The 15274-nt window shown below is 70.5% G+C and carries 14 protein-coding genes and 1 pseudogene; 14 read left to right on the top strand and 1 reads right to left on the bottom strand.

Annotated elements, in window-relative coordinates; translation table 11 throughout:
* Positions 1-2: 2 nt before the first annotated feature.
* Positions 3-2210: an elongation factor G-like protein EF-G2 gene (locus tag AOK01_RS38235; RefSeq protein WP_055519970.1), complete on the bottom strand. Its 2208-nt coding sequence runs from the start codon at positions 2208-2210 to the stop codon at positions 3-5.
* Between the two features lie 221 nt (positions 2211-2431).
* Here AOK01_RS38235 and pgsA point away from each other — a divergent pair, with 221 nt between their 5' ends.
* The 14 genes and pseudogenes from pgsA to AOK01_RS45865 all read left to right on the top strand — a co-directional run.
* Positions 2432-3226 (top strand): phosphatidylinositol phosphate synthase, encoded by a 795-nt coding sequence (pgsA, locus tag AOK01_RS38230; protein WP_055519968.1) that lies wholly within the window; start codon positions 2432-2434, stop codon positions 3224-3226.
* Positions 3223-4290, top strand: coding sequence for a phosphatidylinositol mannoside acyltransferase (locus AOK01_RS38225; protein WP_079104085.1), 1068 nt, complete (start codon positions 3223-3225; stop codon positions 4288-4290). Before pgsA ends, AOK01_RS38225 begins: the two co-directional genes overlap by 4 nt.
* Positions 4287-5459 carry a glycosyltransferase family 4 protein gene (locus AOK01_RS38220; protein ID WP_055519966.1) on the top strand — a complete coding sequence of 391 codons (1173 nt, stop codon included), beginning with the start codon at positions 4287-4289 and terminating at the stop codon, positions 5457-5459. The genes AOK01_RS38225 and AOK01_RS38220 overlap by 4 nt, the downstream gene beginning before the upstream one ends.
* Before the next feature lie 93 nt (positions 5460-5552).
* Positions 5553-6098 (top strand): LemA family protein, encoded by a 546-nt coding sequence (locus AOK01_RS38215; RefSeq protein WP_055519964.1) that lies wholly within the window; start codon positions 5553-5555, stop codon positions 6096-6098.
* Between the two features lie 284 nt (positions 6099-6382).
* Positions 6383-7231: a pyridoxal 5'-phosphate synthase lyase subunit PdxS gene (pdxS, locus tag AOK01_RS38210; protein ID WP_245702592.1), complete on the top strand. Its 849-nt coding sequence runs from the start codon at positions 6383-6385 to the stop codon at positions 7229-7231.
* A gap of 53 nt (positions 7232-7284) precedes the next feature.
* The gene (gene pdxT / locus AOK01_RS38205) at positions 7285-7890 is read left to right on the top strand and encodes a pyridoxal 5'-phosphate synthase glutaminase subunit PdxT (protein WP_055519960.1); all 606 of its coding nucleotides are present in this window, start codon (positions 7285-7287) and stop codon (positions 7888-7890) included.
* Between the two features lie 119 nt (positions 7891-8009).
* Positions 8010-8762 carry a YebC/PmpR family DNA-binding transcriptional regulator gene (locus AOK01_RS38200; RefSeq protein ID WP_055519958.1) on the top strand — a complete coding sequence of 251 codons (753 nt, stop codon included), beginning with the start codon at positions 8010-8012 and terminating at the stop codon, positions 8760-8762.
* 227 nt (positions 8763-8989) lie between these two features.
* Positions 8990-9544, top strand: a complete 555-nt coding sequence (ruvC, locus tag AOK01_RS38195; protein ID WP_055519955.1) for a crossover junction endodeoxyribonuclease RuvC — start codon at positions 8990-8992, stop codon at positions 9542-9544.
* Positions 9541-10152, top strand: coding sequence for a Holliday junction branch migration protein RuvA (gene ruvA, locus AOK01_RS38190; protein ID WP_055519953.1), 612 nt, complete (start codon positions 9541-9543; stop codon positions 10150-10152). The genes ruvC and ruvA overlap by 4 nt, the downstream gene beginning before the upstream one ends.
* A 169-nt stretch (positions 10153-10321) precedes the next feature.
* Complete coding sequence (ruvB, locus tag AOK01_RS38185) at positions 10322-11392, top strand: Holliday junction branch migration DNA helicase RuvB (protein WP_055519951.1); 1071 nt, start codon at positions 10322-10324, stop codon at positions 11390-11392.
* A gap of 165 nt (positions 11393-11557) precedes the next feature.
* Entirely contained in the window at positions 11558-12088 is a 531-nt protein-coding gene (yajC, locus tag AOK01_RS38180; protein WP_055519948.1) for a preprotein translocase subunit YajC, read from the top strand.
* 140 nt (positions 12089-12228) lie between these two features.
* Positions 12229-13986, top strand: coding sequence for a protein translocase subunit SecD (secD, locus tag AOK01_RS38175; RefSeq protein ID WP_055519972.1), 1758 nt, complete (start codon positions 12229-12231; stop codon positions 13984-13986).
* A 1-nt stretch (position 13987) separates the two neighbouring features.
* On the top strand, positions 13988-15130 hold the full coding sequence (gene secF, locus AOK01_RS38170) for a protein translocase subunit SecF (RefSeq protein ID WP_055519946.1): 1143 nt from the start codon (positions 13988-13990) through the stop codon (positions 15128-15130).
* Positions 15127-15274: pseudogene (locus tag AOK01_RS45865) on the top strand (adenine phosphoribosyltransferase); the annotation flags it as partial. The gene secF and the pseudogene AOK01_RS45865, both read left to right, overlap by 4 nt.

Here is a 15274-nt window from a genome sequence, read left to right as displayed (position 1 = left end):
GCTCAGGGATATCCCTGAGCCTGTTCGCGGATTCTGTCGGTCAACTGCGGTGGCATCGGCTCGTGGCGGGCGTAGCCACGGTCGAAACGCGCGGTGCCGTGCGAGAGGGAGCGCAGATCGACCGCGTACCGCCCGATCTCGATCTCGGGCACCTCGGCCCGTATGAGGGTCCGGTCGCCGGCCGACTGCTCGGTGCCGACGACCCGCCCGCGCCGGCCCGACAGGTCGCTCATCACGGCGCCCACGTACTCGTCGCCCACCAGGACCGTCACCTCGGCGACCGGTTCCAGGAGATGGATCCGCGCGTCGGTCGCGGCGTCCCGCAGGGCGAGCGCGCCGGCGGTCTGGAACGCCGCGTCCGAGGAGTCCACGGAGTGCGCCTTGCCGTCGAGCAGCGTGATCCGCACGTCGATGAGCGGGTAGCCCGCGGCCACCCCTCGGGCGGCCTGGGTGCGCACCCCCTTCTCGACGGACGGGATGAACTGCCGGGGTACGGCGCCGCCCACCACCTTGTCGACGAACTCGATGCCGGAGCCGCCGGGCAGCGGTTCCACCTCGATCTCGCAGATCGCGTACTGACCGTGTCCTCCGGACTGCTTCACATGACGGCCGCGCCCGGCCGACCTGGCGGCGAACGTCTCGCGCAGGGACACCTTGTGCGGTACGACGTCGACCTGGACGCCGTACCGGCTGCGCAGCCGCTCAAGCGCGACGTCCGCGTGGGCCTCGCCCAGGCACCACAGGACGACCTGGTGGGTGCTCTGGTTCTGTTCCAGGCGCATCGTCGGGTCCTCGGCGACCAGCCGGTTCAGGCCCTGCGAGAGCTTGTCCTCGTCGGCCTTGCTGTGTGCCTGGATGGCGAGCGGCAGCAGCGGGTCGGGCATCTCCCACGGCTCCATGAGGAGCGGGTCGTCCTTGGCCGAGAGCGTGTCGCCGGTCTCGGCGCGGTGCAGTTTGGCCACACAGGCCAGATCGCCCGCGATGGCGTGCGTGAGGATCCGCTGCTGCTTGCCGAAGGGCGCCGACAGGGCGCCGACGCGTTCGTCCGCCTCGTGGAGCGCACGGTCCTCGTGGCCGCGGTCGGTGAGCCCGTGCCCGGAGACGTGCACCGTCTCGTCGGGGCGCAGCGTCCCGGAGAACACCCGCACCATCGAGACGCGGCCCACGTACGGGTCGGAGGCGGTCTTCACGACTTCGGCGACCAGCGGCCCGTCCGGGTCGCAGGCCTTGACCCGGCGGGTCCGGCCGTCCGGGGTGGTGACCGCCGGGGCCTCGCGCTCCAGCGGGGTCGGGAAGCCGCCCGTGATCAGTTCGAGGAGCTCCACCGTCCCCAGCCCCTGCCGGGCGCCCTCCGCGGCGGGCGCGGCGGCCAGCACCGGGTGGAAGGCCCCGCGCGCGACGGCCCGCTCCAGGTCCTGCACGAGTGTCCGGAAATCGATCTCCTCGCCGCCGAGATAGCGGTCCATGAGGGTCTCGTCCTCGCTCTCCGAGATGATCCCCTCGATCAGCCGGTTGCGGGCCGCCTCGATGAGCGGCAGCTGCTCGGGACCCGGCTCGGACTCCTTGCGCTCCCCGGAGGAGTAGTCGAACAGTTGCTGCGAGAGGAGCCCGATCAGTCCCGTCACCGGCGCGTGCCCGTCGGGCCCCTCAGGGCCGTGCAGCGGCAGGTACAGGGGCAGCACGGCGTCGGGGTCGTCCGCGCCGAAGGCCTCCGCGCAGATCCGTGTCATGTCGTCGAAGTCGGCGCGGGCCGACTCCAGGTGCGTCACCACGATGGCCCGCGGCATGCCGACCGCCGCGCACTCCTCCCAGACCATGCGGGTCGAGCCGTCCACGCCGTCCGAGGCCGAGACGACGAAGAGGGCCGCGTCCGCCGCTCGCAGACCGGCCCTCAACTCGCCGACGAAATCGGCGTATCCGGGAGTGTCCAGCACATTGATCTTGTACCCGTCCCAGTCGACCGGTACGAGGGAGAGCTGCACCGAGCGCTGCTGCCGGTGCTCGATCTCGTCGTAGTCGGAGACGGTGCCGCCGTCCTCCACACGGCCCGCCCTGTTCACCGCTCCCGCCGTCAGCGCGAGAGCCTCCACCAGAGTCGTCTTGCCCGATCCGCTGTGGCCGACCAGCACCACATTCCGTACGGACGCGGGGTGGTCGGCCGCCGTAGCCCTGCCGGCGGCTCCGGGATGTGCGTTCGCCTTGTCGCCCATGGACTTGCCTCCCGTGCACGGTGAGGTCACTGTGGGCGCGGGCATGCGGATCCGCGGAGGGCGGCTCCGATGACGCCCGCGGTGTCTTCGAGCTTTGCACTGGTGTCACGGTGCGTCCATACGGCGGACACGATCGTGCCGTCCGCCGTCTCCCGGATGTCACCAGGACGTGACCCGGGGCGCGGGTGCCCGACCGTCGCACACGCGCACGCGTGACTACGATGGGCCAGCCGGTGGCCAGCAGGGGCCGCGCGGCCACACCGACCGTCGGGAAGGCCATGCTGAACAAGTACGCGCGTGCATTCTTCACGCGTGTCCTCACACCGTTCGCCGCGTTTCTGATCCGCCGGGGGGTGAGCCCCGACACGGTCACCATCCTGGGCACGGCCGGAGTGATGGCGGGCGCGCTGGTCTTCTTCCCCCGGGGAGAGCTCTTCTGGGGCACGATCGTCATCACGCTGTTCGTGTTCTCGGACATGGTCGACGGCAATATGGCGCGCCAGCTGGGCCGCTCCAGCCGCTGGGGCGCCTTCCTCGATTCGACGCTCGACCGGGTCGCCGACAGCGCGATCTTCGGCGGTTTCGCCCTCTGGTACGCGGGCGACGGTGACAACAACGTCCTGTGTGCCGTCTCGATCTTCTGCCTGGCCAGTGGCCAGGTCGTGTCGTACACCAAGGCCAGGGGCGAGTCGATCGGGCTGCCCGTCGCCGTCAACGGCCTCGTCGAGCGCGCCGAACGCCTGGTGATCTCGCTGGTCGCGGCCGGTCTCGCGGGCTTCCACGAGACCTTCGGCGTGCCCGGCATCCAGGTGCTGCTGCCCATCGCGCTGTGGATCGTCGCCGTGGGCAGCGTCGTCACGCTGGTCCAACGCGTCGTCACGGTCCGCCGGGAGGCGGCCGAGGCCGACGCGGCGGCCGACACCGGCACCTCACCGCGGAGCACCTCACCGCGGAGCACGTCACCGGAGAGCAACTCGTCGGAGAACACCTCGCACAGCAGCGAGGCCTCCTCGTGAGCGGTCTGCGGGACCAGCTGACATACGGTGCGTACGCCGCGGGCTGGGGAGCCGTCAAGAAGCTCCCCGAGCCCGTGGCCGTACGCCTGGGCCGGACCATCGCGGACATCGCCTGGAAGCGGCGCGGCAAGGGCGTACGGCGCCTTGAGTCGAACTACGCGCGCGTGCTGCCGGGCGCGTCCCCGGAGCGGCTCGCGGAGCTCTCCCGGGCGGGCATGCGCTCGTACCTGCGCTACTGGATGGAGTCGTTCCGGCTGCCTGCCTGGAGCGAGGAGCGCATCAGGAACGGTTTCGAGCCGAAGGACCTCCACCATCTGACCGAGGCGCTCGCGTCGGACCGGGGCGTCATCCTCGCGCTGCCGCACCTGGGCAACTGGGACCTCGCGGGCGCCTGGGTCACCACGAGGCTCGGGACGCCGTTCACGACGGTCGCCGAGCGGCTCAAGCCCGAGAAGCTGTACGACCGGTTCGTGTCGTACCGCGAAGGCCTCGGCATGGAGGTGCTTCCGCACAGCGGCGGCACCGCGTTCGGCACGCTGGCCCGGCGGCTGCGCGACGGCGGCCTGGTCTGCCTGGTCGCCGAGCGCGACCTGTCCGCCTCCGGAGTCGAGGTCAGCTTCTTCGGGGACGCGACCCGGATGCCCGCGGGCCCTGCGCTGCTCGCCCAGCAGACCGGCGCGCTGCTGCTGCCGGTGACGCTCTGGTACGACGACTCACCCGTGATGCGTGGCCGGATCCATCCGCCCGTCGAGGTCCCCGAGTCAGGCAACCGGGCCGAGAAGACGTCTGTCATGACGCAGGCGCTGGCCGATGCCTTCGCCTCGGGGATCGCCGACCACCCGGAGGACTGGCACATGCTGCAACGCCTGTGGCTCGCCGACCTGGAGCCCCGCCCCGGGCCGGCCGCCGGAGAGCCCCGTACGGAGCCGTCGGACAGAGAGGCGGCCGAGGGCGAGGCGGCGGATACGCCCCGCAGAGGGACGACCGCGAAGGCGTCCGGCGGGGAACCCCCGCCCGGCGGAGTGCACGAAGGACCGGCCCGGCTGCCCGGGGAGCGGCCGTGAGAATCGGCATCGTCTGCCCGTACTCCTGGGACGTTCCCGGGGGAGTCCAGTTCCACATCCGCGACCTCGCCGACCACCTCATCGCGCTCGGTCACCACGTGTCCGTCCTCGCGCCCGCCGACGACGAGACGCCCCTCCCGCCGTACGTCGTCTCGGCGGGCCGTGCCGTGCCGGTGCCGTACAACGGATCGGTCGCGCGCCTCAACTTCGGGTTCCTGTCGGCCGCGCGGGTGCGCCGCTGGCTGCACGACGGCACCTTCGACGTGATCCACATCCACGAGCCGGCCTCACCCTCCCTCGGCCTGCTGGCCTGCTGGGCGGCGCAGGGGCCGATCGTCGCCACCTTCCACACGTCGAACCCGCGATCCCGGGCGATGATCGCCGCGTACCCGATCCTGCAGCCCGCCCTGGAGAAGATCAGCGCGCGGATCGCGGTGAGCGAGTACGCGCGGCGCACGCTCGTCGAGCACCTGGGCGGTGACGCAGTGGTCATCCCGAACGGCGTCGACGTGGACTTCTTCGCGAAGGCCGAGCCCAGACCCGAGTGGCAGCGCGGCACGATCGGCTTCGTGGGCCGTATCGACGAGCCCCGCAAGGGCCTGCCGGTCCTCATGAAGGCCCTGCCGAAGATCCTCGCCGCGCGGCCGGAGACCCGGCTCCTGGTCGCCGGACGCGGTGACGAGAAGGAAGCCGTCGAGAAGCTGCCGGCAGAGCTGCGGCCGCGCGTCGAGTTCCTCGGCATGGTCAGCGACGAGGACAAGGCCCGGCTTCTGCGCAGCGTCGACCTGTACGTCGCGCCCAACACCGGCGGCGAGAGCTTCGGGATCATCCTGGTCGAGGCCATGTCGGCGGGCGCGCCCGTGCTCGCCTCCGACCTCGACGCGTTCGCGCAGGTCCTCGACCAGGGCGCGGCCGGCGAACTGTTCGCCAACGAGGACGCGGACGCGCTGGCCACGGCGGCGGTACGGCTCCTCGGCGACCCGGCGCGCCGCACGGAACTGCACGAGCGCGGCAGCGCGCACGTGCGCCGCTTCGACTGGTCCACGGTCGGCGCGGACATCCTGTCCGTCTACGAGACGGTCACGGACGGCGCCGCGGCGGTCGCGGCGGCGGAAGACCCGACAGAACCGGGCGGCCTCCTGGCCCGCTTCGGCCTGGCCCGGGACTGAGAGCCGCCGGCCGGCCTCAACGTTGTCGTCTGCGGGTCGGTGGGGGCGACGCCGAGTCAGCCGGCGGCGAGCCCACCGGTAGCCTGAGCGTCCGTGACCTCCACCCTGATCTGGATCGTGGTCGCCCTCGTGGCGATCGGCCTCTACCTGAGCTGGACCGCGGGCCGTCTCGACCGGCTGCACTCGCGGATCGACGCCGCCCGCGCCGCGCTCGACGCGCAACTCCTGCGGCGCGCCTCGGTGGCGCAGGAACTGGCCACCGCCGGAGTGCTCGACCCGGCCGCGTCGATCGTGCTCTACGAGGCGGCACACGCGGCCCGGCAGGCCGAGGAGGACCAGAGAGAGGTCGCCGAGAGCGACCTCAGCCAGGCGCTGCGAGCCGTCTTCGGAGAGACCGCACAGGTCGAGGCGGTCCAGGCGGCCCCGGGCGGCGAGGACGCGGCCCGCGAACTCGCCCAGGCGGTGCGCCGGGTACCGATGGCCCGGCGCTTCCACAACGACGCCGTACGGGCGGCCCGCGCGTTGCGCCGGCACCGCAAGGTGCGCTGGTTCCGGCTGGCCGGACACGCGCCGTTCCCCCTGGCCTTCGAGATGGACGACGAGCCCCCGACGGCCCTGGCGGACCGCCCGGGAACGTAGTCCACGCGCGCGTGTGTGGCCACGTAGGGGTCCCGTACAGGGCCCCATGGCCCCTGGGCGTCCATGCTCCTGAGCCCCTGACCACGGGAAACGCCCACCAGGGTGCGGAAAATGATCCACCGTCTCCCCATTGGCCCTTGCTGTGGCCTGGTCCCCGGGCGTTTCCTCGGTGTTCGTAGAACTCTTCTTTCACCGAGTGAGGTCAACCCGTGTCCAGCGCGCTCTCCCACCCCGTCCAGTCCACCGACACCCCGGCCACCGGCACCGCGCGCGTGAAGCGCGGCATGGCCGAGCAGCTCAAGGGCGGCGTGATCATGGACGTCGTCACCCCCGAGCAGGCGAAGATCGCCGAGGACGCGGGCGCCGTGGCGGTCATGGCCCTGGAGCGGGTCCCGGCCGACATCCGCAAGGACGGCGGCGTGGCACGCATGTCCGACCCGGACATGATCGAGGGCATCATCGAGGCCGTCTCGATCCCGGTGATGGCCAAGTCGCGCATCGGCCACTTCGTGGAGGCCCAGGTCCTGCAGTCCCTCGGCGTCGACTACATCGACGAGTCCGAGGTCCTCACCCCCGCCGACGAGGTCAACCACGCCGACAAGTTCGCCTTCACGACGCCCTTCGTCTGCGGTGCCACGAACCTGGGCGAGGCCCTGCGCCGGATAGCCGAGGGCGCGGCCATGATCCGCTCCAAGGGCGAGGCCGGCACCGGCAACGTCGTCGAGGCCGTCCGTCACCTGCGCCAGATCAAGAACGAGATCGCCCGGCTGCGCGGCTACGACAACAACGAGCTGTACGCCGCCGCCAAGGAACTGCGTGCCCCGTACGAGATCGTCAAGGAGGTCGCCGAGCTCGGCAAGCTCCCGGTCGTGCTCTTCTCCGCCGGTGGCGTGGCCACTCCCGCCGACGCCGCCCTGATGCGTCAGCTCGGTGCCGAGGGCGTCTTCGTCGGCTCCGGCATCTTCAAGTCCGGCGACCCGGCCAAGCGCGCCGCCGCCATCGTGAAGGCCACCACCTTCTACGACGACCCGAAGATCATCGCGGACGCCTCCCGCAACCTGGGCGAGGCCATGGTCGGCATCAACTGCGACACCCTCCCCGAGGCCGAGCGCTACGCGAACCGCGGCTGGTGATCGCCCTCTCCAGGGCACTCGTACAACCAAGAACCAAGGCAGGCACTCCGCAGATGAGCACAACCCCCGTCATAGGCGTCCTGGCCCTCCAGGGCGACGTACGGGAGCACCTCGTCGCCCTGGCCGCGGCGGACGCCGTGGCCAGGCCGGTACGGCGCCCCGAGGAACTCGCCGAGGTGGACGGCCTGGTCGTCCCCGGCGGCGAGTCCACCACCATCTCCAAACTGGCCGTCCTCTTCGGCATGATGGAACCCCTTCGCGCGCGCGTACGGGCCGGTCTGCCCGTCTACGGGACCTGCGCGGGCATGATCATGCTCGCCGACAAGATCCTTGACCCGCGCTCGGGCCAGGAGACCATCGGCGGTATCGACATGATCGTGCGCCGCAACGCCTTCGGACGGCAGAACGAGTCCTTCGAGGCGAAGGTCGACGTGCTGGGCATCGAGGGCGACGCGGTGGAAGGCCTCTTCATCCGGGCCCCCTGGGTCGAGTCGGTGGGGGCCGGGGCCGAGGTGCTGGCGGAGCACGACGGCCACATCGTCGCCGTACGCCAGGGCACCGCGCTCGCCACGTCGTTCCACCCGGAACTGACCGGCGACCACCGCGTGCACGGGCTCTTCGTCGACATGGTGCGCGAGAACCGGACAGCGGCCCACTAGGGCCCTGGGCCCGGGGCAGGCGACGTCCGCCCCGGCACTAGTAGGATCTGGGCGTCCCCCCAGGCTCTTGCGGTCTCGGGGAGTTCGTACTGGTTGGGTTACGCGAAGGAGACAGGCAGATGTCCGGCCACTCTAAATGGGCCACGACGAAGCACAAGAAGGCCGTGATCGACGCCAAGCGCGGCAAGCTCTTCGCGAAGCTGATCAAGAACATCGAGGTCGCGGCGCGCATGGGCGGCGTGGACCTGGACGGCAATCCGACGCTGTATGACGCCGTGCAGAAGGCCAAGAAGTCCTCGGTCCCGAACAAGAACATCGACTCCGCGATCAAGCGCGGCGGTGGTCTCGAAGCCGGTGGCGCCGAGTACGAGACGATCATGTACGAGGGCTACGGTCCGAACGGGGTCGCGGTGCTCATCGAGTGCCTCACCGACAACCGCAACCGCGCCGCCTCGGACGTACGCGTCGCCATGACCCGCAACGGCGGCAACATGGCCGACCCGGGTTCCGTCTCGTACCTGTTCAAGCGCAAGGGCGTCGTCATCGTCGCCAAGGGCGAGCTGGCCGAGGACGACGTCCTGGGCGCCGTGCTCGACGCGGGCGCCGAGGAGGTCAACGACCTCGGTGAGTCCTTCGAGGTCGTCTCCGAGGCCACCGACCTGGTCGCGGTGCGCACCGCGCTCCAGGCCGCCGGCATCGACTACGACTCCGCCGACGCCAACTTCGTCCCGACCATGCAGGTCGAGCTGGACGAGGACGGCGCGAGGAAGATCTTCAAGCTCATCGACGCCCTTGAGGACAGCGACGACGTGCAGAACGTCTTCGCCAACTTCGACGTGAGCGACGAGGTCATGGAGAAGGTCGACGCGTAACGCCGCCGCGAGCGGTACGGGCGCAGCGGGCTCGGTACGGACTCAGTACGGGCGCAACAGGCTCAACGGGCCGACGGGACACGTTCCGTCGGCCCGTCGCGCTGTCGGCCCCCGCCTTGCCGGGCGTCGGCGGCGGGCGTTGTCGGTGGCACCCGATAACCTGCACGAACTGGGGGAAGTTCCCAGCGATGGCCGGGTGGGACCGAGGAAGTCGAAGGAGGGGCCGGGTGCGGGTACTGGGCGTTGACCCCGGGTTGACCCGGTGCGGAGTCGGAGTCGTCGAGGGCATGGCGGGCCGGCCGCTCACCATGATCGCCGTCGGTGTCGTCCGCACCTCCGCGGACGCCGAGTTGGGGCAGCGACTCGTCGCCGTGGAGCAGGGCATCGAGCAGTGGCTCGACGAGCACCGGCCCGAATTCGTCGCCGTCGAGCGGGTGTTCAGCCAGCACAACGTCCGTACGGTGATGGGCACGGCGCAGGCCAGTGCCGTCGCGATGCTCTGCGCGGCCCGGCGTGGCATCCCCGTCGCCCTGCACACCCCCAGCGAGGTCAAGGCCGCCGTCACCGGCAGCGGTCGCGCCGACAAGGCGCAGGTCGGCGCCATGGTCACCCGGCTGCTCCGGCTCGACGCGCCTCCGAAGCCGGCCGACGCCGCCGACGCCCTCGCCCTCGCCATCTGTCACATCTGGCGCGCCCCGGCCTTGAACCGCCTCCAGCAGGCACAGGCAGCGCACCGCCAGGCCCAGCATGCCCAGGTCTCCAGCCGGAAGGTCACCCGATGATCGCCTTCGTCAGCGGCAAGGTCGCCGCCCTCGCCCCCGACTCCGCGGTGGTCGAGGTGGGCGGCATCGGCATCGCCGTGCAGTGCGCACCCAACACGCTCTCCGGGCTGCGCATGGGCAAGGAGGCCAGACTCGCCACCTCCCTGGTCGTACGGGAGGACTCGCTGACCCTGTACGGCTTCGTGGACGACGACGAACGCCAGACCTTCGAGCTGCTGCAGACCGCGAGCGGGGTGGGCCCGCGCCTGGCCCAGGCCATGCTCGCCGTGCACAGCCCCGACGCGCTGCGCCGGGCGGTGTCGACCGGTGACGAGAAGACCCTCGTCGCCGTCCCCGGCATCGGCAAGAAGGGCGCCCAGAAGCTGCTCCTGGAGCTCAAGGACCGACTCGGCGAGCCTCTCGGCACCAGGGGTCCGGCCATCGGCCGGCCCGTCGCCACCGGCTGGCGCGAGCAGTTGCATGCCGCGCTGATCGGGCTGGGGTATGCGACGCGGGAGGCCGACGAGGCCGTCTCCGCGGTTGCGCCGCAGGCGGACGCCTCCGACGGGGCCCCGCAGGTCGGGCCGTTGTTGAAGGCCGCGCTGCAGAGCCTCAACCGGGCACGCTGATCCCCGGGGGAGGTGTGGTTGTGACGCTGCGGGTCCGTTGTGGCTGGGCGCGCAGTTCCCCGCGCCCCCATGGGGCGCGCCCTCGTGGGGCTCGGCCGCCGTTCGGGGAGCGCCGGCCCCATGACCGTACGACCCCGACCCCGACCCACTACACCGCGAGGCACACCGAATGAACTGGGACGAACCGATCGACGACGCCGGTGCCGAGCGGCTTGTCGGTGCGGCCGGCGATCGTGAGGAGCAGGCCGTCGAGGCCGCCCTGCGGCCCAAGGACCTCGGCGAGTTCATCGGTCAGGAGAAGGTCCGCGAACAGCTCGACCTCGTCCTGCGTGCCGCACGCGCGCGGGGCGCCACCGCCGACCACGTGCTGCTCTCCGGCGCCCCGGGCCTGGGCAAGACCACCCTCTCGATGATCATCGCCGCCGAGATGGAAGCCCCGATCCGCATCACCAGCGGCCCCGCCATCCAGCACGCGGGCGACCTCGCGGCGATCCTCTCCTCCCTCCAGGAGGGCGAGGTCCTCTTCCTCGACGAGATCCACCGCATGTCGCGGCCCGCCGAGGAGATGCTCTACATGGCGATGGAGGACTTCCGTGTCGACGTCATCGTCGGCAAGGGGCCCGGCGCCACCGCCATCCCGCTCGAACTGCCGCCCTTCACCCTCGTCGGCGCCACCACGCGCGCGGGTCTGCTGCCGCCCCCGCTGCGCGACCGCTTCGGCTTCACCGCGCACATGGAGTTCTACGAGCCCGCCGAGCTGGAGCGCGTCATCCACCGCTCCGCGAACCTGCTCGACCTGGAGATCGACGCGGAGGGGGCCGCCGAGATCGCCGGACGCTCGCGCGGCACGCCCCGGATCGCCAACCGGCTGCTGCGCCGCGTCCGCGACTACGCCCAGGTCAAGGCCGACGGCATCATCACCCAGGACATCGCCAGGGCCGCCCTCGCCGTGTACGAAGTGGACAGCCGTGGCCTCGACCGCCTCGACCGGGGCGTCCTCGAAGCCCTGCTCAAACTCTTCGGCGGCGGACCCGTCGGCCTCTCCACGCTCGCCGTGGCCGTGGGGGAGGAGCGGGAGACCGTCGAGGAGGTCGCCGAGCCTTTCCTCGTACGCGAGGGACTGCTGGCCCGTACGCCCCGCGGACGCGTGGCGACACCGGCCGCGTGGGTCCACCTCGGCCTCACCCCGCCCCAGGCGTCAACCGGTGGAAACGGACAACAGGACCTGTTCGGGGCGTGACGGCGAGGGGCTTGGCGAGGTCAGGAACCCCGGTGTCATGCTGAGCGTTGTTCCTTGACGGCGGACTCGCCTAGACTCCGCCGATGCCGCCTCTGTCGGCGGTGCGCACACCCCCCATCCATCAGGCCGCTCACCATCGCGGTCGAATGAAGGAAGTTCCGTCCCGTGAGTCTCGTGACCATCCTCCCGTTCGTCGTGCTCATCGGGGCCATGTTCCTGATGACCCGGTCGGCGAAGAAGAAGCAGAATGCCGCCTCGCAGATGCGCAACGACATGCAGCCGGGCTCCGGCGTCCGCACGATCGGTGGCATGTACGCGACGGTGAAGGAGGTCAACGAGGAGACGGTCCTCCTCGACGCGGGCCCGGGCGTCGACCTCATCTTCGCGAAGAACGCCATCGGCGCGGTTCTCGGCGACGAAGAGTACAACCGCATCGTCCACGGCATCGAGCACGACCTGAAGTCCGACGAGTCGGTCGTGCCGGACGACGCCTCCTCCCTCACCGAGACGGACGAGTCCGCCGACGCTTCCGACGACAAGCCCGTCGACCTCGGCAAGAAGGCGGACGACGAGTCCGCCGACGAGCCTGCCGACAAGCTCGCCGACGAGTCGAAGGACGAGCCCGTCGCCGCGGAGTCGAAGAAGGCCGATGACGCAGAGCTGAAGAAGTCCGACGGCGAGTCCGACACGAAGTAGCCACGACCGGGTACCGCGGAGTGCGCCGCTCGCGCACCGCGACCCCTGGACGTGCGGTTTCGCGCGGAACCTCGACACCATTTGACGCCCGTCCGTGACGGTACGCAGAGACCGTGCGGACGAAGAGGGAGAACGAGAAGGTGGCAGCACCCAAGAAGGGCCGACAGGGCACCCAGGGCAGGCCGGGACGCACCTTGGCCCTGATCCTGATCGCCATCGTGGCGCTCACCGGCGGCATGTTCGCCTCCGGGCACACGACACCGCGACTGGGCATCGACCTCGCCGGCGGTACGAGCATCACGCTCCAGGCGAAGAACGAACCCGGTCAGAAGAACGCGATCAACAAGACCAACATGGACACCGCGGTCGACATCATGAACCGCCGTGTCAACGGTCTGGGCGTCAGCGAAGCGGAGGTGCAGACCCAGGGTTCGAGCAACATCATCGTCAACATTCCCAAGGGTACGAACTCCAAGCAGGCCCGGGAACAGGTCGGTACCACCGCCAAGCTCTACTTCCGTCCCGTTCTGACGACCGAGGTCTCCGGCGGCGCGGCGGCCAGCCCCTCGCCGAGCGCCACCGGGAGTTCTTCCGCCAGCCCGTCCGCAGACTCGGGCAAGGAGAGCGAGAAGGCCACCTCGTCCTCGTCGCCCACCTCCTCCGCCACCTCGCAGGGCCGGGCGGTCACCGACGCGCTGAAGGCCGACCCCACTCCCTCGAAGACCACGGGGGAGTCTTCGGCGTCCGCCAGCCCGTCCGCCTCGGCGTCCGAGAGCGTCGACCCGGCGACCGCCAAGCTGCAGGCGGAGTACACCGCCCTTGACTGCTCCAAGAAGACGGCCCGCGCGAAGGCCGGTGACGGTGTCAAGGCATCGGACCCGACCGTGGCCTGCGGCCAGAACTCCCAGGGCCAGTGGCAGAAGTACATCCTCGGCCCGGCCGAGGTCGAGGGCACCGACGTCGACAAGGCCTCGGCCGTGTTCGACACCCAGGGTGCCGCGGGCTGGAAAGTCACCATGGACTTCACCGGCAAGGGCGGCAAGAAGTTCGCGAGCATCACGGGCAAGCTGGCGCAGAACCAGTCCCCGCAGAACCAGTTCGCCATCGTCCTCGACGGTGAGGTCGTCTCCGACCCGTACGTCAGCCAGGCGCTGACCGGCGGCACCGCGGAGATCTCCGGCAGCTTCGACCAGCAGGAGTCCGAGGACCTCGCCAACATGCTGTCGTACGGCGCGCTGCCGCTCACCTTCACCGAGGCGAGCGTCACCACCGTCACCGCCGCGCTCGGCGGCGAGCAGTTGGAGGCCGGTCTGATCGCCGGCGCCATCGGCCTGGCCCTGGTCATCATCTACCTGGTGCTCTACTACCGCGGCCTGTCGCTCATCGCCATCGCCTCGCTGCTGGTCTCCGCGGTCATGACGTACGTGATCATGTCGCTGCTCGGCCCGACCATCGGCTTCGCGCTGAACCTGCCCGCGGTCTGCGGCGCCATCGTGGCCATCGGCATCACGGCGGACTCGTTCATCGTGTTCTTCGAACGTATCCGTGACGAGATCCGCGAAGGCCGTTCGATGCGTCCAGCGGTCGAGCGCGCCTGGCCGCGCGCCCGGCGCACCATCCTGGTCTCCGACTTCGTGTCGTTCCTCGCCGCCGCCGTGCTCTTCGTCGTCACCGTCGGCAAGGTCCAGGGCTTCGCCTTCACGCTGGGACTGACCACCCTGCTCGACGTGGTCGTCGTCTTCACCTTCACCAAGCCGCTGATGACGCTCCTGGCCCGCAGGAAGTTCTTCGGCGAGGGCCACAGCTGGTCCGGCCTCGACCCGAAGCGACTGGGCGTCCAGCCGCCGCTGCGCCGCACCCGTCGTGTGTCCGCCCCCGTCGACACGAAGGAGGCGTGAGATGTCGAAACTCGGCACCCTCGGCGCCCGGCTCCACCGCGGCGAGATCGGCTACGACTTCGTCGGCAAGCGCAAGATCTGGTACGGCATCTCGATCCTGATCACCATCACGGCCATCGTCGGCCTGGCGGTGCGCGGCCTGAACATGGGCATCGAGTTCCAGGGCGGCGCCGTCTTCACCACCGAGAAGACCAGCATTTCGGTGAGCCAGGCCGAGACGTACGCGGAAGAGGCCTCCGGCCACGACGCGATCGTCCAGAAGCTCGGCAACGGCGGACTGCGCATCCAGGTCGCCGGGATCGACACCGGCAAGTCCGACCAGATCAAGGAAGACCTCGCCAAGGACCTGAAGGTCGACCCGGAGAAGATCAACGCCGACCTGGTCGGGCCCAGTTGGGGTGAGCAGGTCGCCAACAAGGCCTGGCAGGGCCTGGCGATCTTCATGGTCCTTGTCGTGATCTATCTGGCGATCGCCTTCGAACTGCGCATGGCGCTGGCCGCGCTCGTGGCGCTCATCCACGACATCACCATCACGGTCGGCGTCTACGCCCTGGTCGGCTTCGAGGTGACACCGGGCACCGTGATCGGTCTGCTCACGATCCTCGGTTACTCGCTCTACGACACGGTGGTCGTCTTCGACAGCCTCAAGGAACAGACGAAGGACATCACCAAACAGACCCGCTGGACCTACAGCGAGATCGCCGACCGCTCGATCAACGGCACGCTGGTGCGTTCCATCAACACCACGGTGGTCGCGCTGCTCCCGGTGGGCGGTCTGCTGTTCATCGGCGGCGGTGTCCTCGGCGCGGGCATGCTCAACGACATCTCGCTGTCGCTGTTCGTCGGCCTCGCGGCCGGTGCGTACTCCTCGATCTTCATCGCCACGCCGCTCGTCGCCGACCTCAAGGAGCGCGAGCCGCAGATGAAGGCGCTGAAGAAGCGCGTACTGGCCAAGCGGGCCGCCGCGGCGGCGAAGGGCGAGTCACTGGAGGCCCCCGTCGTCGACCGGGCGTACGAGGACGAGGACGGGAGCGAGGGGGAACCGGCGGACGCCACCCCCGCCGTCGTCGGACCCCGTCCCCAGCGCGCTCAGCCGTCGTCCCGGGGCCGGGGCCGCGGCCGTCCCTCGGGGAAGCGCCGATGACCGGACCCGCGGACGCCACGGCGCTGCTGCTCAGCCGGGTACGTGACGTGCCGGACCACCCGGAGCCGGGCGTGGTGTTCAAGGACATCACGCCGCTCCTGGCGGACCCGGCGGCGTTCACGGCGCTCACCGACGCGCTGGCCG

Origin of the sequence: Streptomyces aurantiacus, assembly GCF_001418335.1 — a bacterium.
Taxonomy (GTDB): Bacteria; Actinomycetota; Actinomycetes; order Streptomycetales; family Streptomycetaceae; genus Streptomyces; species Streptomyces aurantiacus.
This window is presented reverse-complemented; position numbering and strand designations above follow the sequence as displayed.